We start from the raw sequence: 23,535 nt of genomic DNA on the forward strand, positions 1-23,535 counted from the left end.
GCGTGCTTCGGCACCGCGGCAGACCCAGCTCTCGAGGGGGATGGGGTTCCCAACTGTCAGGGCCGCGTGGGAGGGCCTCGACTCAAGACTGAGAGCCGGGATGCTGGCCTGTCCGCCACACTTTCGATGGAGCGAGAGGTGTCGTGCCCACGCTGCTTCGGGCCCCTGCAGGAGCGCTTGAGCACCTCTTCCCCGGGGACGAGACCATCCGCCTGCGGGTAGGCGTGTGATCAGCGGATGGTGCCTGGCTCGCGCAGCGCACGTGTCCGGCGGACGCGGATTGCGGTGCAGGTTCCCTCCGGTTCTGGCTCGCGGCAATGCCGGCATCGTGAGTGGGAACTGCTATCCATGCGGGGCGATGCGGCGGGGCAGGATGCCGCCGTGAGACGTCCCCCACCCGGTTGAGCGACAAATTTCATCCCGCCTGTTGGCCAGAAATATTGCGACGCATGAGTCAACGCGCCATACGGACGTGCGCAGCCTCGGGTCTCGGTGCGTCCAAGCGGCACCGTGCGGGGCGGGGTGGCTCAAGAGTTGCGGCACCGGTTGCACTCACGCTCCGTGCCCCGACTGCCTGTTCCCCGTCAGGGCTGAGGTGGGGGCCTTCGCCGGGATGTAGTCCGCCCCACCCGGCCGCGGCGCCGCTGTTCCGCAAACGCCCCTCAACGGCGGCGAGAAGATCCGGTCTGTCGCGTACCGGCACCTAGCAGGGAAGACTTCATAACCGGAAGGTTCCCTTCCGTACCCCAAGAGGTCTCCAGCGTTCAACATTGGGGTCGACCCCTAATGACCTGTCGCTGTCAGAGGGCTGTGCTGGCAGTAGCAGTACCCCAATGGCTCCAAGAGTTGGAACGAAAATCTCTTGGCGCCAGAGGTAGTCGGGCCCAGAGGAGTGCGCGCCTGAGGTCGCATTGCAGACGGTCGGCTCGATGTGTCTCAAATTCGCCGCAGTGTACGCGCAATTTTCCAGCCGGGCTGGTTGCGCATCACCTTACACAACAGGGGAATGGAAATGCAGCAAACGATACCCGAGCCCCGCACCAGTGGCGTGCGCTCCGTCGCAGCCGATCGCATCATCGCAGTAAGGCTTCACGCCGAGGATGCGATTACCATGGCTGGACTTTCCCACTGCCTGGGTCAGTTCTCCAGGTTTGCGGTGAGTGACTCTCAGGCGAACACGGAGCCGGATGTTTTCGTTGTTGCCGTGAAAAACGTAGATGCGGCGACTCTCAAACTGCTGGACGCGCTCGCGCCGAGAGGGACGGGTCGCTTCATCCTTGTCGTGGATCGAAGCTGGCAGGTTGATGTCTATGCTGCGGTTGAGAAGGGTGTGCGCTCTGTTCTTTTTCGATCCAATTTCTCAACCGCCGTCATAGCTCGGACGATCAGTTCGGTGGCGGAAGGGGAAGGGTCGTTTCCCTCGAAGCTGCAGGGTGCTCTGATGCAACAGGTCCAGCTTGTACAGCAAGAGGTTCTGGCCCCCCGCGGTCTCACCTCGTCAGCGTTCTCTGATCGTGAGATCGACGTGCTGCGCTACCTGTCGGAAGGGCTGGACCTCGATGAGATATCGAAGAAAATGCGATACTCCGAGCGGACCATCAAGAACATCCTCTACAGTGCCATGAAGCACCACAACTTCCACAATCGGACACAGGCTGTTTCTCATGCCATACGTGCAGGGTTGATCTGATTGTCGGAGTGCTGAATCGCGAGACAATAAGGGGCACGGTGGCGTGTGTGTCGCTACCGCAGTGCGCCACCGTGCCTTCTATGGCGATTTGCCCCGCTGTAGCATTCGCAATAAGAGAGCAGCCCGCCCTAGCTGAGCTCCAGACTCCTATTAGAGACTGTCGCATCTGAAATCGGAAGTAGTTTCAGCAGAAGCGTGCAGATCGTGTATGCGGTCTGCCTTTCATGTCCTCGCGCGACATCCGGAATCAGCCAATCGGTCGCGTGCCCTCTTCATCCCCACGCGTCGGAATGCCGGGTTTCCCGACTCTACTCGCGCGAGCCGGAGGAACGGGCAGTTGGCGGGTGGGGGTGGGGTGTGTGGCGGGGGTGTCTGAGTACATTGCGAGTCCTGCTTGGCCGTTTCCGGTTGGGCGGCGGCTTGTTTTCCGGATGTGCTGCTTGTTGGGAAGGGACGTATGAACGACAGCCTTGCTTCGTCTCCCGAGGGCTCTGGCTCTTTCGAGTCGGGTCAGAGCGTGGGGTCCGCGGGTGTCGGGCCGGTTGGTGAGGGTGTGCCGGGTGGCGTCCGCCCTGAGCCGGCGCCGGTGGAGGTGCCGGTGGACCAGAGCGGCGGTGGGCCGGATGCCGGCGGCCCGGGTGAGGATGCGGTGTCGTCGGATGCGTACCGGCTGAAGTTCTCGGCGCCGCCGCCCGAGCCGCCGGCGGACACGGTGGAGGCTGCCCGGCTGGCTCCCGAGAGCTGGATCGGGATGGTGGACCCGGCATGGAAGGGCAGCGGTGCGCCGCCCGAGTGGGCCGTGGTCGGCTGGTGGCGTTCCGGGAGCAGCGGCAAGGTCGAGGAGTGGCAGGAGAATCGGGCTTACAAGGCGTCGCCGCAGGCGTTGGGTTTTCCTGAGCCGACGGATCCGGTTGATGCGGCGGTGCAGTTGGCGAGTACCGGGTACGGGCCGGCCGAGGACGTGCATCGCCGACTGGCCGCGGCGGAAGTGGCTGTGCTGATCGAGTTCGACGGGGCTCCGGTGCTGGGCACCGCGCCGAATAACAGCCCGGTCCTGCCTGTCTACACCTCTCCCAAGCATGTCGAGGCCGCCGGCCGTCTGCAGTTCGACGTCCGCCCCGTCACCGACCTCGTCCAGCAGCTGCCCCTCGGCCACCAGCTCTACATCAATCCCACCGGCCCCGTCAGCATGCTCGTCGAGACAGAAGCCCTCCTCACCGAACTCGACGACACCGAGCCGGAGAGCACCGAAAGCGCCGACGACACCGAACGCCCCGAGAAGCAGGCAACACCCCCCAGCCCCACACCGGACACCACCCCAGACCACCAACCCCCCACCCACGCACAAGACCACCCCACACCCCCCACCAGGAGCGCGACCTCAAGCTGACGGTGGCGCCGTAACTCGCTCGACCTAGTGCAGGGCACTTCTGTCGGATGTTGGAGTATGGCGGCGGGCGAGGTGACGTTGGCGAGACCGGTGTCCGGGGAAGGGGCACTTCAGACTGGTTCAATCTGGCTGTGCGGAGTCCGGATAGGCTGCCGGTGTACGTCTGCTGCGTGATGAATCGTGGGCACCCCTATCTCCGCGAACGAGGCGCGCGAGCCGCGGATTGTTTGCGTCTACGTCCGATGCTCCCGCAGCTTCTGAGAATGCGGGAGCGCTATCAGCGGGCCTGTCAGCGGCCCACGGGTTGCCTGGGGCCCCGTCATTTGGGCTGAGCAGTGCCAAGTGGCCACCGTGATGCAGGCGGGTGGTCAGCCGCAGACGGCTTGTTCCCTGCCCCGATTCTGCGTCGATGAGGTGCACTTCGCCATGACCGCCGCGGGTGAACAGTCACCCAGTCGGCGCCTGGTGACGCCGCGACGGACCGGCGTTCTACGCCCTCCCAGGGGGTGGCGCCGCGCTGCTGTGCGCCGTTCATGGCGGGTAGCGGGACGCGGCGGAGTGCGTCGTTGGCAGCTAGTGCCGCATCAGAGACCTTCGCCCTGTTTCTCGGTGAGAGGATCACTGGCAAGCGCCGGGACTGACGGTCTCGGATCGAACGGGCGGGGAGACATCGACAGTGGCCGAGGACGAGCCTCGAACGGGTGACGATCAAGATCACAATGATCGGTGCCATGCACGCTGGCAGGTGTCATTGAACCGCTCGACGGCTCAGTCCGGCTACCGGGACGAGTGGTATGACGCCCAGTGCGGAGGATGCTGCTTCTGGATCGCGTTGAGCGGCCGGCTCGGCCAGGACTACGGAGCGTGCAGCAACCCTGGCTCGTCATTCGACGGGCGAGTGCGGTTCGAGCACGACGGCTGCGAGAGCTTCGCCGGTCGAGCCGACGGCTCGTTCGGGTAGCGGCCGGTCAAGTGACATTGGCTCTGGCCACGATCCTGGAGGGGGCCGAACTCGTCCATGCAGAAGATGACTTCGGGCTCGCCGCCCTCGGGTATGACCTCGCCATCGGCGATCGGCATAGAGGTGTTCGACCCGAGTCTTCTTGGCCGCGTACTCGGGGTCGTGGGAGGTCTTCCAGGTCTTCAGGCGTTGCAGGGAGACGACCTCCTCGCGGAGCAGGATGCGCAGGCCCTCGTGGCTGATGTCGTCGACCACCCGCGACCAGGAAGTCGGTCAGTTTCGCCAGGCTCCAGGTCGAGAACGGCAGTTCGTGCTCGGCGGGCTTGGACCTGGCGGTCTTCTTGATCTCACGGCGCTCGGGCAGGGGGAACGTTCTGGGCCGGCCGCCCTTGTACTCGACGGCGTCGACCTGACTGTCCACCCGGGTGAGACGCTGGCACTGGTTGGCGCCTCAGGTGCTGACAAGTCCACCTGCGCTCACCTCATGGCCCGATTTTGGGACCCCTCCGAGGGACGGATTCAACTCATGCACATTGCTCTCGCTCGCGCCCTCCTGGCACGGCCGACAGTCTTGATACTGGGCGAGTCCACAGCCCACTTGGACAACGAGAGCGATGCCGGGCTCGCCACCGCACTCACCGAGAGTGGTTGTACAACTGTCGTCATCGCGCATCGCCGCGCCACTATCCGCCGGGCCGACAGGATTGCCGTCCTCGACGCCGGACACATCGTTGAGCAAGGCACCTGGGAGAACCTCATCGGGTGCGCCAGCAGTGCCCTCAACCGCAGCCTCGCCAGCATCGCATTGTGTGCGCCGGCACCATCCGACATCGTCAGACCGGGCAGGGACTTACTGATCTTTTCGTAAGTTCTGTGGGTCTGGTGGGTGGAGGGTAAGGCCGGTGTGGGTGAGGAAGGACCAGGGCAGTTGGGGGTTGGTGTTGATGCGGTGGATGCCTTGTTCGGTGGCGTCGGCGACATCGGCGAGGTGGTCGCCGGCAAGGTTGGCGAGCTCGCGTTTCTTCAGCGAGGACCACAGCAGTTCCACCGGGTTGAGCTCGGGTGCGTAAGCCGGTAATCGCTCGAGGGTGAGCCAGTCCTGCTCGGCGACCCAGGCCCGCATCGCCCGGCTCCAGTGAGCCGACAGCCCGTCCCAAACCAGCACCACCCGTTCGCCGTTGTAGAACACCTTCATCTGCTCCAGGACCTCGATGAGTGCGGCGGTGTCGTAACTGCCGGGCTTGAGGTGGAAGCACAACCGAGGACCTCGGTCCGGGTCCGCGGCGTGGTAGCCGAGGGCGCCGGCCATCGAGGCCCGCTTCCAGTTCAGCCGGTGCCGCAGGAACGGGGTGCGGCCGCGGGGCGCGTAGGTGCGGCGGACCTGCGGCAGCAGCGACACTCCTGATTCGTCGAGGAACACGATCCAGGCACGTGTGTTCACGGCCCCTTTTTGATCCGCGGCCACTCGTGCGCGATCCAACGGGCGATCTCGGACTCGTCGCGCTCGACCGCCCGACGCTCGGGCCGCTGCAGACTCCACCCCAGCCGGCCGGTCAGCAGCCGCCATACCGAGGCCCGCGACAAGACCACTCCGGTCACCCGCTCAACCACCAGGCCAACCCGTTCCAGGGTCCACAGATCGGCCTCGAAACCATGGGCTTGGGCGCCTTGTTCCAGTGCGGTCCGCACCCGCTCGACCTGGGCGTCGTCCAGCTTGGGCGGACGCCCGGTGGCGGGACGTCGGCGCAGAGCATCGGCGCCGTTCTCCTCCCAGACCCGTTTCCACCGCCGCACACTCTCGTCACTGACCCCGAGCATCCGGGCGATATCGGCGTTCGAGTGTTCCTGGTCGAACAACTCGGCCGCCCGCACACGCCGGGCCTCGGACAGCTGCGGCCGTGTCAAAGGAGGAACAACAGACGAAGGCTTGAAAGACACCACATCAGGATCCCACCAACGAAGCCGTCGAACCCACAGAACTTACGAAAAGATCAGTAGGGCGTGTTTTAGAACTAATTCCGTGAGGTGGGGCGTCAGTTCGCCAGCCGTATCTGCAGGATCAGCGCAACGTGCTGATGTCCCCGCAGCCGGGGCTCTCGATCCCATTGGTGCTGACGCACTCCGCGTACTCAAAGACGTGGTCAAGGCGTCCTCTGCTGCGATCGCCGTTGTCGAGCTGTTCAGTCTCGACGTACGTGACACCGTCTCTGGTAAAGACCCCGGTTACCCGGAAGTCGCGGTCGTGCTGCGGGTAACCGGGGTAACGGCGGGCCCAGACGGAGCCGATCTTGGGGTGGGCGGTCATGGTGCCCAGTCTGTCACTCTCAGGGCAGGGGGTGGTTGGCCTGTCTGGCAGGCGACATGCCGACGAGGGTGCGGGTACCGAGCCGCCGGTTTAGAAGGTGCTGGTGTGCTGGGTGGGCCGTCCGGGGAAGTCGCGGGCGGCCATCCAGACGGTCAGGCCACGGGCGATCTGGTCGATGCCGGTCTCGATGGTGGCATCGTGTTCGTGGCGGGTGGTATCGCGTCGGACGACCTCGTAGCCGCCTTCGTCCAGGACCGCGATCGAGACGAACCAGACCGGGTCGTCCTCGTCGGGCTGGATGACGACGAAGGTGTTGTCCGAGCTGTTGAGGCTTCGATCAGCATGAACAGCGCGTCCTCGGACGGATCCTCGATGTAGTCGCCGCTCTCACTCTCGGCCCGGTAGTAGGCAGCCCTCATCGGCTCTGTCCCCCTCAACCCGCTGATCTGATCGCGGCCAGAATGATATGCGGGGCCGACACTCCTGGCAGATCACAGCCATTCGTTGATCGCGGCGATGAGGACGGTCGCCTCGAAGCGGACCGCGAGCTTGTCGAACCGGGTGGCCACCGCCCGGTTCCGCTTCAACCGGTTGATGCCGCACTCGACCGCGTGCCGGGCCTTGTAGTCCTCACGGTCGAAAGCGGGAGGCCGCCCGCCGGACTTTCCCCGGCGCTTGCGGTGGCCGGCCTGGTCGGCAGGTTCCGGAATCGTGCACCGGATCCCGCGCCGACGCAGATAGGCACGGTTCGCGCGTGAGGAATACGCCTTGTCGCCACGGACCCGCACCGGACGAACCCGTGGTCGGCCCAGCCCGAGGCGAGGGACACGGATGGCTTCCAGCACTGCCGTGAACTGCGGGCTATCTCCCCGCTGACCTGCTGTGACCAGCAGCGATAACGGCTTCTGCCCTTGCTCGCAGGCCAGGTGAATCTTCGTGGTCCAGCCCCCGCGAGAACGGCCCAGACCGTGATCGGCGGGTTCGGCCCGATCGCCGCCCGGCGGTTCCTTCTGGGCTCGGCTGTCCCGCCGGGCACCGGCCGCGTGCTGATGAGCCCGGCAGATCGTGGAGTCGACGTTCACCTCCCAGGTAATCAAACCGGCGGCGTCCGCCCGGGCCTGCATCCTGGTCAGGACCGCCGACCAGACGCCGTCGCGCTGCCAGCGACGGAAGTGCCCGTAGACCGTCTGCCACGGGCCGTACTCGGATGGCAGATCCCGCCACGGGGCCCCGGTCCGCACCCGCCAACGAATCCCGTCGATCAACCGCCGCAGGCCTACCGGCGGCCTACCCAACACCGCGACCGGCAACAACGCCCCCAGCACCGCCCACTGATCATCTGAAAGATCCCCTCGCCCCACACCGAGATCATCACGGCACGAGGCGAGACACGGACCCCAGTTCTAAAACACGCCCTACTCTTCCGAGTCAGGAATTCTGTTCAGATATGAGGCGAGGCGTTCGAGGATCTCGTCCGCGGTTTTGGTCCCGACGTAGGGCTTGGGGTCGGTGTTCCAGGCTGCGATCCAGGTCCGGATGTCCTGCTCCAGGGCCTGGACTGTCTTGTGGACGCCTCGCCGTATCTGTTTGTTCGTCAGCTCGGCAAACCATCGCTCCACCAGGTTGAGCCAGGACGACCCGGTCGGTGTGAAGTGCAGGCGGAACCGGGGGTGGGCCAGCAGCCAGGTCTTGATGGCCGGGGTCTTGTGGGTGGCGTAGTTGTCCAGCACCAAGTGGACCTCGAGGCCATCGGGCACTTCCCGTTCGAGCTTGATGAGGAACTTCTTGAACTCCTCGGCCCGGTGGCGCCGGTGCAGGGAACCGATCACCTTGCCGGTGGCGACCTCCAGGGCGGCGAACAGGGTGGTGGTGCCCGCGCGGACGTAGTCGTGTGTGACGCGTTGCGGCACTCCGGGCATCATCGGCAGCACCGGCTGGGAGCGGTCCAGGGCCTGGATCTGTGACTTCTCGTCCACGCAGAAGACAAGGGCCCGCTCGGGCGGGTCCAGGTAGAGGCCGACGACATCGTGGACCTTGTCGACGAAGTACGGATCCGTCGACAGCTTGAAGGTCTCCGAGCGGTGCGGCTGCAGGCCGAACGCCCGCCAGACCCGTGACACCGTCGACTGCGACAGACCCGTCTGCCTCGCCATCGACCGTGTCGACCAGTGCGTCGCGTTCTTCGGGGCGGACTCCAGGGTCTTGGCGACGAGCGCGGCTACCTGTTCGTCGGTGACCGACCTGGGACCGCCCGAGCGGGGCATGTCGCCCAGGCCGGCGATCCGGTGCTCGACGAATCTCGCCCGCCAGCGGCCCACCGCATGCGGAGTCGAGTCGAGCCGGGCCGCGACGTCCTTGTTCGAAGTACCCTCTGCACAAGCCAGGATGATCCGGCACCGCAGAGCCCACGCCTGCGGCGTGGAGCGACGCCGCACCCATCCCTCGAGCGCAGCCCGTTCCTCATCGGACAGGATCAACTCGGCCTTCGGCCGCCCAGTACGCGCCACAGACCAAGCTTATACATCTGAACAGAATTCCTGACTCAGAAGACTAGTCGGCGCTGAGGGCACGGCTTCTTCCTGCAGCGTTGGGCAGGCCGCGGATGCGGGAGGTCAAGGCGGGGACTGTCATCAAGCCCCCGCCATCGGAATCCGGCAGCGCGAGACCCGGGTTCTGTCACCGCTTGCGTCCCACCAGTGCGATCGGAACATCCCCGCTCGCAGGGCACCAGCCGGGCGTACTGACTGGCAATGTAGACGAGACCGGAACACCCCCGCCGGCGCGGGGACCAGCCATGCCGGACCAGCCCAGGACCGTCGTCCTCCGCAACACCCCCACTGCTTGCGGGGATGCAGGCGCATGGGCACACTCGCAGGTCGAGCCACCGGGACACCCCCGCTGAGCGAGGACCAGACTGCGTTGCCTTGTGCGAGGAGTAAAGGAGTCCGGAACATCCCCACTAGCGGGGGATCAGGCCGCGTGGCGACCGACGATTGGCGGGCCACGGAGCAAGCCGCACGGGATCAGGTTACCTGCCTAGCTGCCCTGTGCGGGATGGGCGGCGGTACGGACAGGTCGACCGGGAGCAGCCAGTCGACCGCCACTCCCTAGTCAGCGGAAGCCCGCTAGGTGGGCTATGCGTTGGTCCGACGTGTTGCGCATGGCCGACCCGGGCCTGCCCGCCTCAGGCCAGCCATGCGCTGGGGATGTGTCAGGAGGCTGGCAGCTCGCTGCGGACGGTTCGGGCGGCTGCGACGAGGTTCTCGAGAGACGTGCGTGTCTCGGCCCAGCCGCGGGTCTTCAGACCGCAGTCAGGATTGACCCACAGCCGGTCGGCGGGGATGGCTTCCAGACCAGTACGCAGCAGCATGGCGGCCTCCTCGGTGCTTGGGACGCGGGGCGAGTGAATGTCCCAGACGCCGGGGCCGGCCTCGCGCGGGTAGCCGTGTGCGGCGAGTTCGCGAGCGACCTGCATATGGGAGCGTGCCGCCTCCAGGCTGATGACGTCGGCGTCGAGGTCTGTGATGGCTTGCACGATGTCGCCGAACTCGGCGTAGCACATGTGGGTATGGATCTGAGTGTCCGGCCGCACGTCACTCGTGCTGAGCCGGAACGCCTCAGTTGCCCACGTCAGATACGCGGGGCGGTCGGCGGTGCGCAGCGGCAGGGTCTCGCGCAATGCGGGTTCGTCGACCTGGATGACGTGTGTGCCGGCAGCTTCCAAGTCCTGCACTTCGTCGCGTAGGGCGAGCGCGACCTGGCGGGCGGTCTCCCTAAGGGGCTGGTCGTCGCGGACGAAGGACCAGGCGAGCATGGTCACCGGGCCGGTGAGCATGCCCTTCACCGGCCTGGAAGTGAGTGACTGTGCGTACCTTGTCCACCGCACGGTCATCGGCGCAGGTCGGGAGATGTCCCCGGCGAGGATCGGAGGACGCACGTATCGGCTGCCGTAAGACTGCACCCAGCCGTGCCGCGTGGCGAGGTAACCCGTGAGCTGCTCGGCGAAGTACTGCACCATATCGTTGCGTTCGGCCTCACCGTGTACCAGGACGTCGATCCCTGCCTTCTCCTGGTAGGAGACGACCTCCCGAATCTCTGCCTCGATGCGCTGCTCGTAAGCTCCAGCGCCGATCCGGCCGGCGTTCAGGTCGGCGCGGGCAGTCCGCAGCTCCGCGGTCTGCGGGAACGAGCCGATGGTGGTGACCGGCAGCAGCGGCAGGCCGAGGTGCGCCCGCTGTGCGGTGACCCTCTCCTCGTAGGGCTGGGGCCGCCGGGTGTCCTTGCCGGTTACGGCGGCGACGCGGGCACGCACTTCCGGGCTTCGGGTGATCGGGGAGTGGGCCCGGGATGCGAGGGCGGAGCGGTTGGCGGCGAGTTCGCTGGCGATTGCTTCGGTTCCCCGGGACAGGCCGGTGGCCAGAGTGACGACCTCTTCCGTCTTCTGCCGGGCGAAGGAGAGCCAGCGCAGGATCTGCGGGTCGATCTCCTTCTCGGCCGCCGCGTCCAGGGGCACATGGAGCAGGGAGCAGGATGCGGAGACGTCAACCCGGTCGGCGAGGCCCAGCAGGGTGCCGAGAGTGGCGAGGGACTTACCCAGGTCGTTGATCCAGACGTTGCGGCCGTCGACCACTCCGGCCACCAGCCGCTTACCCGGCAGACCACCCGCAGCGGCCAGCTCGTCCACGTTGGCGGCGCCGGGACCGGTGAAGTCGAGCGCGAGACCGTCGACCGGAGCCTTGGCTAGCACCGGCAGCGCGTCACCGAGACGATCGAAGTAGGAAGCGACGAGGAGCTTCGGCCGGTCGGCGAGTGCGCCGAGCACGCGGTAAGCGTGTGCGGCCGCGTCGAGCTCGGCGGGCGTGCGGTCCTGGACGAGCGTCGGCTCGTCGAGCTGGACCCACTGCGCCCCAGCCGCCCGCAGGTCCGCAAGGACGTCTGCGTACACGGGCAGCAGCCGGTCCAGGAGGCTCAGTGGCTCGAATCCCTCGGCCGCACCAGGGGCCGGCTTGGCCAGCAACAGGTAGGTGACGGGACCGACGAGCACGGGTCGTGCGCACAGTCCGCTGGCCTGCGCCTCTGTGTACTCCGTTACCTGCTTGGCGGAGTTGGCGGTGAAGACCGTGCCCGGTCCGAGCTCCGGCACGAGGTAGTGGTAGTTCGTGTCAAACCACTTCGTCATCTCCAGCGGCGCCACGTCCTGTGTGCCGCGCGCCATGGCGAAGTAGCCCGCCAGGGCGTCGGTGGCCACAGCGGCGCGGTGACGATCGGGGATCGCACCGACCATGACGGTGGTGTCGAGGACATGGTCGTAGTACGAAAAGTCGCCGGTAGGTACCTCGTCGACCCCGGCATCGGTGAGCTGGCGCCAATTCTCGCTGCGCACTTCGGCGGCAGTGGCATGGAGGGCATCGGCGGGGACCGCCCCCTTCCAGTACCCCTCGACTGCCTTCTTCAGTTCGCGGTTCAGGCCCTGCCGGGGGTAGCCGTACACGGCGGCCCGTGTTGCCGCGGCCGCGGACTTTGATGTCACGGAGATCTCCTTCGCGAGATGAATCCCTGAGATCCCGGAGACGGGGACGAGAGCGCGAAGGGGTGACACCAACCAGGGGGTACGTGTGCACGGTCGGCACGTGCATCCGCCAGGTGTGTGGTCGCCGACCCGCCCTCGAGGTCACCGGGATGTCCGCACACGGATCCGTCCGGGTGCGGGCAACGGGCAGGTCTTCGGACTCGCGGGCTCGCCCTCCTATGAAGGACACCTACTAGTAGTGCTTGGTCATGTGCGATTTGCCATGGCGTGTCTTCTTGATCGGCCGTGTCGTTGACTGGATGTGCTGAGCGAGGAGTTGGCCGCGGTTCGGTGTGATCTGGAGGATTTCGCGGCGGAGATGTTCGAGCCGTTCGCGCGGGCGGATCAGCGCCGGTGGGGCGGCGTCTATCTGCGGGGGCTGCTGCTGGACGGCGGCCGCAAGTCGGTGGAGCCGATGGCCGCCCGCCTTGGCGAGGAAGGTAACCGGCAGGCCCTGGCCCACTTCGTGACCTCCAGCCCGTGGGATGCGGCGCATGTGCGGGCCCGGCTGGCCTGGCGCATACAGCCGGTCATCAAGCCCATCGCGCTGGTCATCGATGACACCGGATTCCTCAAGGACGGGGACGCGTCGGCGTGCGTGACCCGGCAGTACACCGGCACTGCGGGCAAGGTCACCAACTGCCAGGCCGGTGTCTCGCTCCACCTGGCTTCCAACAGCGCCTCCGCGGCGGTGAACTGGCGTCTGTTCCTGCCAGGGAGCTGGGATCCCGCCTCACCGACAGCCGATCCGGCCAAGGTCGCCCGCCGTAACAAGTGCGCCATCCCTGCCCAGGTGGGCCATGTCGAGAAGTGGCAGCTGGCCCTCGACATGATCGATGAGACTCGATCCTGGGGCATCGAAGTGCCCCAGGTCATCGCCGACGGCGGCTACGGGGACACCGCCGCCTTCCGGCTCGGCCTTGAGACACGCGGACTCGACTACGTGGTGGGCATCTCGACCACAACCACCGCACACCCCGAGGACGCACAGCCTACGACCCCGGCCTACCTCGGCAGGGGCCGGCGGCCGGTCCCTGCATACCCCGAGTCGGCACAGCGAGTGAAAGACCTGGTCATCGCGGCCGGCAAATCCTCTGCACGGCCGGTGCAGTGGAGGGAAGGATCACGGCCGGGCAGTGGCCGCAGCGGATTCAAGCGCATGTACTCGCGCTTCGTGGCCCTGCGGATCCGGCCCGCCGGACGTGAGATCCGCAAGGCCGCGACCACCGCCGAGCTTCCGGTCCGCTGGCTGCTGGCCGAATGGCCCGCCGACCAGGACGAGCCCGTGCAGTTCTGGCTCTCCAACTTGCCCGAGACCACCCCGCTGCCCGTCCTCGTGCGCACGGCGAAACTCCGCTGGCGCATCGAGAACGACTACCGCGAGATGAAACAAGCCCTCGGCCTGGCCCACTTCGAAGGCCGGACCTGGCCAGGCTGGCACCACCACGTCACCCTTGTCTCAGTAGCCCACGCCTTCTGCACCCTCCAGCGACTGAGCCGATCCCCAAAAGAGACGGCGCCGGCCTGAGCCTCTACCGAGTCGTCCGCGAGCTGCAGATACTCCTCGCGACCTGGACCGGCGCCTGCCCCACCTGTCACCGCGACATACCGGACCCTGCACCAACATGACCAAGCCCTACTAGCCGTCGCTTCCCAGACCCGTGCGGGGCCCAGTGCGTATGACGGCGGTCGTTCCCGCTCACCGCTGCGGGGCAGTCCCGGATTCTCACCGGGTTCCCTCTTACGACGCATCCCGCCTGGCGGACGGGGCGAACCAGCTGCACCGCCACCCTAAGGGGCACGGCCATGTCACGGCGGCTCCTGCCCAAGATCCGAGACCGCGGGCGAGCGCGAGGGCGGGCGTCTCGACGCCAACTGATGATTTCAGACGCGAGGCGGCGAAGGCGTATGGGGCGCAGCCGGATGAGGCGAGGATTTGTCTGGTCTGCCCCATGCAGTTCTGTCTCGCGGCCTGCCCGCGATGGGTGGCGGCCGTCTTTGCGCAGCTTGTGCCGACCGGCGTACAGGTGACCGCAGTGTCACCGCCTGATCGGGCCCTCGCGTTGGTGCCAGTGTGGCGGTCAAGGTGGCGCCGGCCGAGGTCGTACAGAAGAAGACGCATGGCTTGCGAGGGAGCGGGCCTCTCGGCCCAGAGATCGTAGGACCGGTTTCTCGTGGGGGAGAGGGCGAGCGTCGGCGCTGAGCAGGATGGCGTCGATGACCAGAGGGTGACGGCGATGTTGAGTGACCGGCCGCTTGTGTGAGCGGGATCCTGACGCTGCGGATGGGAGCGACGGGCGACCGGTCGACTCAGAGCCGATGCGGTTCGGGATGACTCAAGGACAGGTGACTGGAATGGTGGCGGTTTTCATATGAGTCCTGAGCGCAGGACGTAGGCGACAGCCTGGGTTCGATTGTTGAAATTGTGGCGCTTCATTGCGTCGTAAAGGATATTCTTGATGGTTCGCTCGGAATATCGCATCTCCTGTGAGATCTCGTCAAGGTCGAATCCTTCTGACAAGAGACGCAGAACTTCGATTTCGCGCGCGGAAAAAGCTGAGGACGTGAGTCCACGCGGCGCCAACACTTCCTGGTGCACCCGCTGTACCCGCTGCATCAGGGAACCTTGAAGTCCGGAGGGGAGCATGCCTTTGCCGTCTGCGACTTCGCGAATCGCACGCGAAACGGTGGCTGCAGTGATGCTTGATCTCCACAGTACAGCGCGCACGCCCCTTTCTAGCGCCGAATAAACGTCGACCTGCCAGTTTTTGTTGACGATGATCATGAAACGGCTGGTTCTGGTAGGGGACAGGCTTTCTAGGAAACCGAGGGTCGAGGCGTCGGCATTTTCGACTGAGATGAGGAAAACGTCCGGGTCTACGGTGGAGTCGGATTCAATTTCGACTATCTCCGGGGACTGCTCAAGGCAGTATGCGAGGCCTGCTCGAGTGATAAGATCTTTGGAGTATAGCTTGACCTTAATGATTGTATTTAAAGAGCCGGAGTCGTTGATGGTGCGCCTAGCGCTGTGGAGGGCGGGCGTCTTCATGTCGGTTCCTAGATGTGTTGCGGATTGGTTGAATCGTCGGACATGTCAGGAGGTTGAAGAGGGAGTTCCGTAATTCCGTCCATCGGTAAGAACATTCGGCATGCTGTCTCTGCGTGAATCGGGCGATCTTTGAAATTAACGAGTACATCGCTAAGGTGTGCGAGGGGTGACGGGATATGATTGTCGAGAACCAGGAACGCGGAGTCAAATTGAGGCAGAGAGGGGTGTCCGTGGATTCTTCAAGTGACAGTGTGTTCGAATGCTTGATGTCGTTATGTGTGAGATGTTGCTCGGCATCTTTGGGCGTCAGGGGCTCTGATGCCCGCTTCGGGCGCACGTGGTGACCGTTTGGACGACTGTGGTGTCCGCATCGGGCGCTGCAATGCGTGACGTGGCCAACTCCGGCCTGGTGCCGCCGGGGGCGGGGTCTTTCGCGGCCGTAGCTTCGGTGGAGCTGGACGCACGCCTCGTCAAGGGCGTCGTCTCGGGCAACCCCATGCGGCCACGACGGTGCGCCTCGCGGTAGCGTTGCCAATAGGAACCGTGTACGTGACCCAGATAGCTCCATTCGACATTGCTCTGCAGCTCCGGAATCCGAGGGCGCATCGCTGGGGCCAAGGTTGGTCGGACGCGGACGCGGATTGCCGTACCGATAGGCGGTGCTCGCCGGACGCCGCGAGCATCTTCGCATACGCCGATCGATGGAAAAGCGGTTAGGAGATGCTCGCTAACACGCGGATGTCTACTCGGCGGCATTCCAGTCGATAGTCATCTGCCCCCCAGATCATGAGGACTGACTTCGCATACTCGCGAGCTCATCTTGCAAGCCGGGAGCCGGTGTACGTCATGATCAGACAGCTCGGGTCCGGTCTGTACTTCAACGAGGCGCCCACTGCGACCCTTTTTACCACTCACGATCTCGTCGATCACGCAGTGCCCCAACCTTGAAGGCAGGTGAGGGAGCAATTCGGTCCCATCCCTGACGGGCCCACACGCGAAAAATACGTCCGTCGCCCCCAGGAAGTAGAACCGGCGACGATTTGCGGCGTTTTCCGGGCTCTATTGCGCGACGGCCGGGCCGTCACGGCGGCTCCGCGCAGAACATGCCTTCGCTGCCGGCCGTCCGCTCTCGGCATCTGATCGGAGCGCTGACAGTAACGAGTCATGAGGGTGGGCTACCCGGATTCATCAAGCAGCGTCGAGCGCGTAGCGCTCTTGGCAGCGTGCGATCTTGAGCGGGTGGCGAGCCGCGATGCACGCCAGGGCGCAGCTGCGCTTGAGTACCTGCGGCGGGCGCGAGACCGGCCCGGGACTTGCGCCAGCACTCTCTCAGCCTTGGGCCCTCCACCGAAGACTGAGGCACAGCCTCCGCTCACGTCCCACAGGTACCGGGGCACGGGCGCCCTGACTTCGCCGGTGAGGTTCCGCCGCCAGCACTACTGCCGCCCCACAGATTGCAGCTACTGCAGCCGACCGCGTACTGAAGCCGAGGCGCATCGTGCCCCCTTCTTGTCGGCATTCCACCGAGCTTGGCACCGGTTGAAGTCATCCGGCTCTCGTGCAGTCTCGTCCACCCTTGCTGAGCAGTGCATTAGCCGTGCTGCCGTACGCCAGACGTGACGCGATGGTTCAGCCAGAACGAAGAATTTTCACCTTGAACAACTCCTGCTTGGCGCTACGTACTGCCTGATGAAGCCCGAGTCGCATCACCTCTCAAGGCGAAGAACGCGACAACGGCTTGAAGAATCTTCGCCGTACTTGTACGCGCACCTGCTACTAGCACCTTCCCGAGCCAGCAGCCAGAGAGCGGAAACGGAGCCAACATGAGGAGTCCCGCCGAGCGCTACCGCGAAGAGTGGGCAGCCAAGACCGGCCGCAGCTCGAGCGACATCTACATTCCCAGCACGCTTCGCGAGACGGAAGGTGAGGAGTCGAACGACGCAGAACGCGATGCCCTGCGGGCGAGGCGGCTACTGAGCTGGAGGGGTCATGAGCCAGATGCCTATCGCGCACGAGCCTGAGCTTGCAACGGCTGATGCAGCGACTCTCACCGCGTACTGCGCGATGGACGGTCATTCCGCGTCTGACACAGACCCTGCGACGCCAGGGCCGACGGGGGCAGGAGCACCGACAGCTGCTGCCACCAGCGGTCTGACGCGCCGCCTACACGCTCCACTTAAACACAGCCGGCAGTCCCCCGGCCTCGCGCGGCGGATCACTGCTTCCGCCCTTGCGAGTTGGGGCGTGGACGAGGACACGATCGCAACAGCCCTGCTCGTCGTCTCTGAGCTCGTCACCAACGCCGTCGAACACGCGCAACCCTCAATCGTTCTGCACCTGTCGTGTGAGCGCGCTCGCCAGCGCCTTCGTGTGCAAGTCGCGGATGGTGGCCCCGCCTCGAGCGAGGGCAGCTGGACATCGTCATGTGCCCCCGACGAGCACGGCCGCGGTCTGAGCATCATCAGCTGTGTCGCCAACGCGCATGGAGCCTATACGCGCACCAGCGGTACGATTCACTGGGCAACACTGACCTACGGGGCATGCGGGTCCTGACCAGGTGGGTCAGGACCCACCTGCAGGTCGTTGCCGGCACGCCCGACGTGCTTACCTGCTCATCGCCGCCCTGGCCAGACGTCGAGCTGCTGACACCCGGGGAGTCCGTTACCAGGGCCGGTGCGTCCTGCTGACGGCGGTGCCAGGTCGCCAATCTCCAACTTACTTCGTCTCTCTTGGTGAGAGGACGCCGGGCATCATGACCACCGATAGGGGTCACTGTGTGAGGGGACGAGTAGGGCAGACGTCTGGAGGCGTTACGGCGACTTTGACCAATCTGTGGCAGCAGCACTGGCCCAATCGTCCCCCGGTCGGGTGCAAGCTTCGCGATCCATGTCGGGATGTCTGGGTGCGCTGTCGCAGCCTGCCGGAGTGGAAGCGATACGCGGAGGACGAGAGCGAGTACATCGGCGTCCTGGAGCGGTACAGCAGTGTCCTCGATGGGTTGTTTGCCGGTGGGCATGTATCCGTGATCACCCCAGTTTGGGCGGCCGAAGCCGAGGTTCCACCATTCCAGCCAGATGCTGGCTACTGGCAGACCCTGCTGGTGGAGGACGATCCGGACCCGGAGTGCCGTACCTACTGCCACCTCTTCGCCGCCCGAAGGCCCTGGCGATACGGCTGCCTCGACGAGCTGCTCCGTGACATCGCGGACGACAAGGGTGGCGGGAGTCCTCATCACCGACACTCAGATGGGACGCGTCTATCACCCCGCCGACGGTGGCGCCGATGTCTTCCTCGCCACGCCCGAGGAGCGGGATCAGACGCGCGATCGGCAGATCGACTGGCTTTCCAGTTACCCGTCGGGGCTCTGACAGGACTGGCTCACCACCCCGCCCACGTCGTGGGACCCAGGTAGTCGGCCGACGGAGGCAGATGGAGAGGGCCGCTATGCCGACGAAGGCGAGGACGTGTTCGGCCTTGCGCTCGTAGCGCCAATGGAGCCGTCGGCAGCCGGCCGGCCAGGACACGGTCCTCTCGACCACCCATCGTGGTGGCCGAGCCGCTGCGAGGACTCGACGCCCTTGTGGGCGATGCGGTGGCGGATGCCACGGCTGCGAAGCCACCGACGCAGATGGTCGTAGTCGTAGCCCTTGTCTGCGTGCAACCTCGCCGGGTGCCGGCGGGCGCGGGCCGCGGCGGGAGCGGGATGGGCGGGACCCCGCGCACGAGCGGCTCCAGGCGCAGGCTGCGGAATCGACGTAGCCGAAGGAGAACGGCTCGCTCGAGTACCCGATCCGGCCCCTGATCTCGAGTGCCCGGCGCTCACGTGTCGTCCGACGCCGCGAAGAACGTCATCGTGCGGCTCACCACGGGAGCATGCCCAAGCGTGCGCAGCCGTCTCTGGATGGACGATTCCACGTTGCGTGCGTGGCACGCCCAGAGGCCGACCTTCGACTCTCGTGGTCGAGCGCTCCTTCCGTGCGATCGGTCGCCGCCACATCGACACCTCACCGGAGTGCTGCGCGTCGCACCGACCGCGATCGTCACACGCCGCCAGAGGCAGCACCGCCAACTCATAGGAGTTTCGACCTACTCATCAGGCCTGCGACACACCAGCCCCTCGTTGTCCGGGGCAGGCATCTGACCCTTTGACAGGCCCGCTTGTGCTCGGTCAAGGATTTGTCACTGGCTGCGCGCTGCCCGTTCCCGCTCGTACCTGGAGTGCCCGGCGGAACGGGCAGTCAGGGGGTCGGCTTCGTGCATGACAAATGAAACGCTCACTATGTTGGTGGTCAGCAAGCACAGTCTGCTTCAAGCCACCCAGGAAGTCTCGGGTCACAGGCAGGTGCTCGCCTCACGATGTCCAGTGCGCGAGTCATGAGCGACGATCTCGGTCATTGAGGTGGTATGGATGGTTCTCAAGACTGCTGGTGTGACACCAGAGACGCTGCACCTACCATTAATGCACGCAGAAGCAGTGTCAGACGTTCACGGTGCTTCACCGTGCAACTGCCTGTCAGCTGGCCGGTTTTCTAAGTCAGGTCGACAAGTTATACAGCCAGCCGGCCTCGGCCACGGCCTCGACGACCTTGGTCCCCCATCAAGTAGTGGCGCAATCGCCTGGTCTCGGTGGATAGTTGGGCACCAGGCTGCCTTTCTGGAATGGTTGTTGTTGCGCGAGGCGCTGATCCGTCGAGATCATACGTCGGACGACCAGACCGTCCATTTGCTGGACCAGTACTCCAGCTTGCTTCTGTACACAGGAAGCTGCCCGCCGGAGACCTATCTACAGGTAATCCGCCCGCGCATGGCGCGGGCACACCCATCCTTCAGTGGGGAATGGGCGCATGAGTATCGGGGCCTGCCCCGTCTCCTGCGGGCGGCCGCAGCCGCAGGACCGCCTATGGTTGCGCAAGCAGTTCGACGGAATCACCGAGTACACATGGCCGTAGCAGCACAACTGGTGCCCGAAGGTAGCTCGATGCTGCAGCAAAGCGGACGCGGAGCTGGCCACGAGCCCAGTCCGGAAGAGCTCGCCCTCTACGACCGATTCTTTTTCGTCAGCCGGAGCCAGGTCTGCCGGCACGCACTGCAAGCCCAATTGCTGCAGCGTCTGCGGAGAATCACAACCGACCTGGACAGCCGAGGCCTCTATTACGGTGGCCGACCGGTCTCGGCCGCAGCTCCGGACGGCAGCCGCCACGAGATCGAAAGCTTGGAGCGAGAGGCTGGACTGCGTTTCGCGCACCAAGCCCGGCAACTAGCTACGTCGGTCCACGACCACACCCTACTTCCGCACAGCTGACAGCCGCGAAGCGCCTGTCACCAAATGTCGGTAAATGGAGACCACATGACGTTGGGCAAATACGTCGAACTAAGCGAAGACCTGTACCAGTACATGTCCGGGCACAACCCAAAGCCCGATGCGGTGGCTGAAGAGCTGATCAAGCGCACCACGGCACTCGGTCAGGCTGCTGAGATGCAGGTGCCCCCCGAACAGGGAGCTTTGCTCACTCTCCTGGCCCAGCTTCTGGGCGCTCGTCACGTCGTGGAGGTCGGAACCTTCACCGGCTACTCCACACTCTGCCTTGCACGCGGAGTGGGACCCGACGGGCACGTATTGACGTGCGATCTCTCCACGGAGTGGACAGACATCGCCCACGAGGCATGGGAACGCGCAGGGGTGGCCGACAGAATCGACCTGAGAGTCGGCCCCGCCGCCGTCGCCCTCGCTTCTCTTCCCGGAACACCGAGCATCGACATGGCTTTCATCGACGCCGACAAGCCCGGCTACATCGGCTACTGGGAGCAACTGGTACCTCGGCTGCGCCCCGGTGGGCTGATCGTGGCCGACAACGTGTTCTACGGGGGGCACGCCGCGGATCCGCGTGCGACAGGCAATGCTGCCGCCATTCGAGCCTTCAACGATCACGTGGCCGCCGACGTCCGCGTGGACCCGGTCATGCTCCCCATCGCCGACGGCATCACCCTTGCCCGCAAGGTTCCACTCACCCCCGGAGGAACATCATGAGTCAGGCTGTCACACCCATTCCCTTGATGGAGCTCACGTCGGGAATCTACTCCTTCAAAGCCTTGGCTCTCGCCTGTGACCTGGGCTTGTTTACCGAACTCTCAGACGGGGGATCGACGACGATCGCCGACTTCGCGAGTCGGCACGACCTGGAGCGCAGGCCCGCTGAACTGCTGCTCACAGCCTGTACGTCTATCGGGCTTCTGCGACTGGACTCGCAGGGCTCGTACCGCAACACTCCTATGTCCGAGGAGTTCCTGGTCCAGGGCAAGCCGAACTACTTCGGCGGCTGGGTCACGGTGGTGGACCGTCATGAGTACCCGGCCTATGAGAAGCTGGCCGACTCGCTGCGTGGCAATCATCCCACCACTTGGGATCCGCAGCGCCAGGAGTCTCTGTTCGCGCCTGATGATCCGGTGATGACGGAGCACTTCTGGAACGGTATGCACTCCCTGTCTGCCTATACGGCACAATTGCTGGCAGACGCCCTCGACTTCACGAACGTCCGCACTCTCCTTGACGTCGGCGGCGGTGGCGCCGCCTACGACATCGAGCTGTGCAAGCGCTACGCGCATCTCCGGACGACGATCTTTGATCTTCCCTTTGTATGCGACCTCACCCGCCCGCGGGTGGTGGAAGCCCAGCTTGAGGATCGCATCTCTTTCGCCGTCGGTGACTTCTTCAACGACACGCTGCCATCGGGATACGACGCCCTGCTCCTGTCCAACATCCTGCACGACTGGGACGAGGGGGACGTCAAGAAGATTCTTGCTACGTGCGCCGCGGCTCTTCCCAAGGATGGTCTCCTCCTGATCTGCGAGTCCTTCGTCGATGACGCCAAGCAGGGCCCGCCGCTCGCCGCTCTCATGAGCCTGAACATGCTCGTCGAAACGTGGGGGAGGAACTACACAGCTGCGGAGTACTCCGCCTGGATGCGAGAGGTAGGCCTTGAACCTCAAGGGGTCACACCCTTCGAGGGTCTGGGCGCTAACGGAGTCCTCGTGGCCCGCAAGCTTTGACATAGGTTCCGCCCGTACGTGATCAGCTGAAGGAAGAGCTCATGCCACGACAGCACCCGGCAGAACCCTGGCGCATCAAGATGGTGGAACCGCTTCGCGTCACAACGCGACACGAGCGTCAGCAGGCACTGAAGGAAGCTGGCTACAACATCAGCCTCCTTCGATCGGACGACGTGTACATCGACCTCTACACGGACTCCGGTACCAACGCCATGTCCGACCGCCAGTGGTCCGCCATGATGGTGGGGGACGAAGCCTATGCTGGCGCGCGCAGCTTCTACCGCCTGGAAGCTGCCGTCCGCAAGTACTACGGCTACGAGCACATCATCCCCACCCATCAGGGCAGGGGAGCGGAGAACCTGCTTTCCCGCATCTTGATCCGTCCCGGAACGCACATCCCGGGCAACATGTACTTCACCACCACTCGAGCTCACCAGGAGCTCAATGGCGGCACGTTCCACGACGTCATCATCGATGAGGCGCACGATCCCCTCGACGAGCACCCATTCAAGGGAAACGTCGACCTGGCCAAGCTCGAGCGCCTCATCGCCGAAGTCGGGGCAGCCAACATCCCCTACGTATCCGTGGCAGCCACAGTGAACATGGCCGGCGGGCAACCGATCAGCATGGCCAACCTCACCGAGGTGCGAGACCTGGCACAGCATCACGGCATAGCCGTGATGCTGGATGCCGCCCGCGCGGTAGAGAACGCCTACTTCATCAAGCAACGGGAGCCCGGTTGGGCCACGCACAGCGTGGCAGACATCTTGCGAGAGATGTGCGAACGTACTGACGGCGCGGCCATGTCATCGAAGAAGGACAGCTACGCGAACATTGGCGGCTGGCTGGCAGTGCGTGATCCGCAGCTCGCCGAGCAGGCCCGTAACCTTGTAGTGCTCTACGAAGGGCTACACACCTACGGAGGCATGGCTGGCCGCGACCTAGAAGCCGTTGCTGCAGGGATATCGGAATCCGTCCAGGAAGAGAACATTGCGGCCCGTGTCAATCAAGTTGCATATCTTGGTGACCTGTTGACGGAGGCCGACATCCCGCTGGTGCAACCCATCGGAGGACATGCCGTTTGCGTTGACGCCGCAGCGGCGCTGCCCCATGTGCCGCGCGAACAATTCCCGGCGCAAACCCTCGCTGCAGCCCTCTACCTCGACTCTGGGGTCCGAGCCGCCGAACGCGGGGCCGTATCGGCTGGCCGCGATCACAGCACAGGCCAGAACAGATACCCCCGGCTCGAACTCATCCGTCTCACCATTCCCCGCCGTGTCTACACCCAAAGCCATATGGACGTAGTTGCGGAGTCCGTCATCCAAGTGCATAAGGAACGAGACCGCCTGCACACAGGGTTGGACTTCGCCCATGAGCCAGAGACATTGCGCTTCTTCCAGGCTCGCTTCACGCCCTCCGGTTCTGGCGCGGGGAGTGACCCGTTCGAGTAGGGTTGGAGTGCCTTCGTTGCAACGCGACAGACTTCTCTGCTGACTCGAAAAGGACAATCAGTAAACTACACCC

General features: G+C 64.9%; 16 protein-coding genes, 5 pseudogenes and 1 riboswitch. Of the genes and pseudogenes, 11 read left to right on the forward strand and 10 right to left on the reverse strand.

The window, feature by feature from the left end:
* Window positions 1-1,006 precede the first annotated feature (1,006 nt).
* The 3 genes from JE024_RS39135 to JE024_RS39145 all read left to right on the forward strand — a co-directional run bounded on the left by JE024_RS39135 (window position 1,007) and on the right by JE024_RS39145 (window position 4,041).
* Window positions 1,007-1,690, forward strand: coding sequence for a helix-turn-helix transcriptional regulator (locus JE024_RS39135; protein ID WP_244883710.1), 684 nt, complete (start codon window positions 1,007-1,009; stop codon window positions 1,688-1,690).
* 598 nt (window positions 1,691-2,288) lie between these two features.
* Complete coding sequence (locus JE024_RS39140) at window positions 2,289-3,080, forward strand: type VII secretion system-associated protein (protein ID WP_244883717.1); 792 nt, start codon at window positions 2,289-2,291, stop codon at window positions 3,078-3,080.
* Window positions 3,081-3,756: 676 nt separating this feature from the next.
* The gene (locus tag JE024_RS39145; RefSeq protein WP_205378729.1) at window positions 3,757-4,041 is read left to right on the forward strand and encodes a DUF3027 domain-containing protein; all 285 of its coding nucleotides are present in this window, start codon (window positions 3,757-3,759) and stop codon (window positions 4,039-4,041) included.
* A gap of 38 nt (window positions 4,042-4,079) precedes the next feature.
* Here JE024_RS39145 and JE024_RS41705 read toward each other — a convergent pair.
* A pseudogene (locus JE024_RS41705) lies at window positions 4,080-4,462 on the reverse strand (transposase); the annotation flags it as partial.
* Between JE024_RS41705 and JE024_RS39150 the strand changes: the two are divergent.
* Window positions 4,370-4,909 (forward strand): annotated as a pseudogene (locus tag JE024_RS39150) (ATP-binding cassette domain-containing protein); the annotation flags it as partial. The pseudogenes JE024_RS41705 and JE024_RS39150 sit on opposite strands and share 93 nt — an antisense overlap.
* On the opposite strand, the gene JE024_RS39155 reads toward JE024_RS39150, so the two are convergent.
* The 7 genes and pseudogenes from JE024_RS39155 to metE form a co-directional block, all read right to left on the reverse strand.
* On the reverse strand, window positions 4,892-5,482 hold the full coding sequence (locus JE024_RS39155; protein ID WP_205378726.1) for a transposase: 591 nt from the start codon (window positions 5,480-5,482) through the stop codon (window positions 4,892-4,894). The pseudogene JE024_RS39150 and the gene JE024_RS39155 overlap by 18 nt on opposite strands.
* Entirely contained in the window at window positions 5,479-5,979 is a 501-nt protein-coding gene (locus tag JE024_RS39160) for a winged helix-turn-helix domain-containing protein (protein ID WP_205378727.1), read from the reverse strand. The genes JE024_RS39155 and JE024_RS39160 overlap by 4 nt, the downstream gene beginning before the upstream one ends.
* A gap of 121 nt (window positions 5,980-6,100) precedes the next feature.
* Window positions 6,101-6,346, reverse strand: coding sequence for a hypothetical protein (locus JE024_RS39165; RefSeq protein ID WP_205378731.1), 246 nt, complete (start codon window positions 6,344-6,346; stop codon window positions 6,101-6,103).
* Between the two features lie 90 nt (window positions 6,347-6,436).
* Window positions 6,437-6,765 (reverse strand): annotated as a pseudogene (locus JE024_RS41710) (hypothetical protein).
* Between the two features lie 72 nt (window positions 6,766-6,837).
* Window positions 6,838-7,707: an IS5 family transposase gene (locus JE024_RS39175; protein WP_205378733.1), complete on the reverse strand. Its 870-nt coding sequence runs from the start codon at window positions 7,705-7,707 to the stop codon at window positions 6,838-6,840.
* 54 nt (window positions 7,708-7,761) lie between these two features.
* Window positions 7,762-8,853: an IS630 family transposase gene (locus JE024_RS39180; RefSeq protein ID WP_205378734.1), complete on the reverse strand. Its 1,092-nt coding sequence runs from the start codon at window positions 8,851-8,853 to the stop codon at window positions 7,762-7,764.
* 704 nt (window positions 8,854-9,557) lie between these two features.
* Window positions 9,558-11,876, reverse strand: coding sequence for a 5-methyltetrahydropteroyltriglutamate--homocysteine S-methyltransferase (gene metE, locus JE024_RS39185; RefSeq protein WP_205378735.1), 2,319 nt, complete (start codon window positions 11,874-11,876; stop codon window positions 9,558-9,560).
* Window positions 11,877-12,177: 301 nt separating this feature from the next.
* Here metE and JE024_RS39190 point away from each other — a divergent pair, with 301 nt between their 5' ends.
* The gene (locus JE024_RS39190) at window positions 12,178-13,443 is read left to right on the forward strand and encodes an IS701 family transposase (protein ID WP_205374336.1); all 1,266 of its coding nucleotides are present in this window, start codon (window positions 12,178-12,180) and stop codon (window positions 13,441-13,443) included.
* 88 nt (window positions 13,444-13,531) lie between these two features.
* Window positions 13,532-13,652, reverse strand: a riboswitch (cobalamin riboswitch).
* 631 nt (window positions 13,653-14,283) lie between these two features.
* Here JE024_RS39190 and JE024_RS39195 read toward each other — a convergent pair.
* Window positions 14,284-14,964: a response regulator transcription factor gene (locus tag JE024_RS39195; RefSeq protein ID WP_205378736.1), complete on the reverse strand. Its 681-nt coding sequence runs from the start codon at window positions 14,962-14,964 to the stop codon at window positions 14,284-14,286.
* A gap of 2,064 nt (window positions 14,965-17,028) precedes the next feature.
* Here JE024_RS39195 and JE024_RS39200 point away from each other — a divergent pair.
* Together JE024_RS39200 and JE024_RS42635 are read left to right on the forward strand one after the other, a co-directional pair.
* Window positions 17,029-17,517: an ATP-binding protein gene (locus JE024_RS39200; RefSeq protein ID WP_205378955.1), complete on the forward strand. Its 489-nt coding sequence runs from the start codon at window positions 17,029-17,031 to the stop codon at window positions 17,515-17,517.
* Between the two features lie 199 nt (window positions 17,518-17,716).
* Window positions 17,717-18,332 (forward strand): annotated as a pseudogene (locus JE024_RS42635) (DUF3885 domain-containing protein).
* Window positions 18,333-18,374: 42 nt separating this feature from the next.
* On the opposite strand, the pseudogene JE024_RS42510 reads toward JE024_RS42635, so the two are convergent.
* Window positions 18,375-18,708, reverse strand: a pseudogene (locus JE024_RS42510) (transposase); the annotation flags it as partial.
* Window positions 18,709-19,423: 715 nt separating this feature from the next.
* Here JE024_RS42510 and JE024_RS42715 point away from each other — a divergent pair.
* From JE024_RS42715 to JE024_RS39225, 4 genes are read left to right on the forward strand one after another with little or no spacing between them, the layout of a single operon-like run.
* Window positions 19,424-20,266 (forward strand): 3-methyl-L-tyrosine peroxygenase-related protein, encoded by an 843-nt coding sequence (locus JE024_RS42715; RefSeq protein WP_507232752.1) that lies wholly within the window; start codon window positions 19,424-19,426, stop codon window positions 20,264-20,266.
* A 45-nt stretch (window positions 20,267-20,311) separates the two neighbouring features.
* The gene (locus JE024_RS39215) at window positions 20,312-20,992 is read left to right on the forward strand and encodes an O-methyltransferase (RefSeq protein ID WP_205378737.1); all 681 of its coding nucleotides are present in this window, start codon (window positions 20,312-20,314) and stop codon (window positions 20,990-20,992) included.
* On the forward strand, window positions 20,989-22,011 hold the full coding sequence (locus JE024_RS39220) for a methyltransferase (protein WP_205378738.1): 1,023 nt from the start codon (window positions 20,989-20,991) through the stop codon (window positions 22,009-22,011). The genes JE024_RS39215 and JE024_RS39220 overlap by 4 nt, the downstream gene beginning before the upstream one ends.
* A 41-nt stretch (window positions 22,012-22,052) precedes the next feature.
* Window positions 22,053-23,462, forward strand: coding sequence for a tryptophanase (locus tag JE024_RS39225; RefSeq protein WP_205378739.1), 1,410 nt, complete (start codon window positions 22,053-22,055; stop codon window positions 23,460-23,462).
* Window positions 23,463-23,535 lie beyond the last annotated feature (73 nt).

The sequence above is a fragment of the Streptomyces zhihengii genome (assembly GCF_016919245.1).
In the GTDB taxonomy this organism is placed as follows: Bacteria; Actinomycetota; Actinomycetes; order Streptomycetales; family Streptomycetaceae; genus Streptomyces; species Streptomyces zhihengii.

Bases quoted from the DNA above. Each gene is read 5' to 3' on its own strand.
- JE024_RS39215 (WP_205378737.1), top strand. From the start codon at position 20,312: ATGACGTTGGGCAAATACGTCGAACTAAGCGAAGACCTGTACCAGTAC.
- JE024_RS39195 (WP_205378736.1), bottom strand. From the start codon at position 14,964: ATGAAGACGCCCGCCCTCCACAGCGCTAGGCGCACCATCAACGACTCC.
- JE024_RS39225 (WP_205378739.1), top strand. From the start codon at position 22,053: ATGCCACGACAGCACCCGGCAGAACCCTGGCGCATCAAGATGGTGGAA.
- JE024_RS39200 (WP_205378955.1), top strand. From the start codon at position 17,029: ATGGACGGTCATTCCGCGTCTGACACAGACCCTGCGACGCCAGGGCCG.
- JE024_RS42715 (WP_507232752.1), top strand. From the start codon at position 19,424: ATGCACGCAGAAGCAGTGTCAGACGTTCACGGTGCTTCACCGTGCAAC.
- JE024_RS39135 (WP_244883710.1), top strand. From the start codon at position 1,007: ATGGAAATGCAGCAAACGATACCCGAGCCCCGCACCAGTGGCGTGCGC.
- JE024_RS39220 (WP_205378738.1), top strand. From the start codon at position 20,989: ATGAGTCAGGCTGTCACACCCATTCCCTTGATGGAGCTCACGTCGGGA.
- JE024_RS39165 (WP_205378731.1), bottom strand. From the start codon at position 6,346: ATGACCGCCCACCCCAAGATCGGCTCCGTCTGGGCCCGCCGTTACCCC.